We start from the raw sequence: 1,262 nt of genomic DNA on the forward strand, positions 1-1,262 counted from the left end.
GCTCCCGCGCGGCCAGCCCGTACGCCAGCGAAAGGCACGCCCCGGCCAGCGCCAGCATTCCGATCAGCACGGGCACCAGCCCGCCGGCGACCAGCGCGTAGTCGCTCAGCAGCGGCTGGGCGGGCAGGGCGAGCTGCGCGTAGCCCAGCGCGGACACGGCCACCACCGCGCCCGCCAAGGTGGTCCAGGTGCTCGTTCTCCAGGTCACTGCGTCACCTCGTCGTAGATCTGCTCGAAACGGGCCAGGGAGGTCTGGTGGTCGTGGGTCAGGGCCAGCTCGCGGCTGGCCTTGCCCAGCCGGGTGCGCAGCGCGTCGTCGGCGAGGATCGAGGTCAGGTGCCTGGCCAGCGCGATGACGTCGCCGGGGGCGAAGAGGTGGCCGTTGCCGTCGACCAGGTGCGGCAGCGCCATCGCGTCGGCCGCGACCACCGGCAGCCCCGAGGCCATGGCCTCCAGCGTGGCGATGCTCTGCAGCTCGGCGATGCCCGGCATGGCGAACACGTCGGCGGCGGCGAACGCCTGCGGCATGTTCTCGTCGGGCACGAAGCCGAGGAAGAACACCCGCTCGCCGACGCCGATGCGCTTGGCGAGCTTCTCCAGCTCGCCCCGCTGGTTGCCCCGGCCGACCAGGGCCACCTGGGCGTCGGTCTCGTTGAGCACGAGCGGCAGCGCGCGGATCAGCTCGTCGATGCGCTTCTCCTCGTCGAGCCGGCCGACGAACAGCGCGGTGGGCCGGTCGGGCAGGTCGAACGTCTTGCGTGCCCACGCCTTGGGCTCGGCGCGCGGGTGGAACCTGGTCAGGTCGATGCCGCAGGAGACCGACTCGACCTGGCGGGTGAACCCCTGGTCGGCCAGGAGCCGGGCGGCCAGCGGGGTGGGCGTGGTGATGTGGTCGGCCCGGTTGAAGATCCGGCTGAAGTCGCGCCAGGCCAGCCGGCCCGCCCGGTCCCTGAGCCGGGCCGGGATGTGGCCGAACTGGAACAGGTTGTCGGGCATGAAGTGGTTGGTGGCCACGACGGGCACCCCGGCGCGGCGGGCGGCGGCGATGGCGGCCCGGCCGACCACGAAGTGGCCCTGGGTGTGCAGCACGTCCGGGCTGATCGCGGCCACCAGCCGGTCGAGCCTGGTCGGGACCGTGACCCGCATGGTCGGGTGGACCAGCAGCGGGGCCGAGCGCAGCCGGTGCACGACCACGCCGTCGACCACGTCCGCGCTGGCCGGGGCGTGCCTTTCGCTGGCGTACGGGCTGGCCGGCTCCCGCG

General features: G+C 73.6%; 2 protein-coding genes. Both read right to left on the reverse strand.

The features are described from left to right. Positions 1-208 (reverse strand): hypothetical protein (locus tag HII36_RS55250; RefSeq protein WP_173531398.1); only part of this gene is annotated, 208 nt, incomplete at its 3' end. Further along, positions 205-1,262 (reverse strand): glycosyltransferase (locus tag HII36_RS55255; RefSeq protein WP_173531399.1); only part of this gene is annotated, 1,058 nt, incomplete at its 5' end. The genes HII36_RS55255 and HII36_RS55250, both read right to left, overlap by 4 nt.

The sequence above is a fragment of the Nonomuraea antri genome, assembly GCF_013283785.1.
Taxonomy (GTDB): Bacteria; Actinomycetota; Actinomycetes; order Streptosporangiales; family Streptosporangiaceae; genus Nonomuraea; species Nonomuraea antri.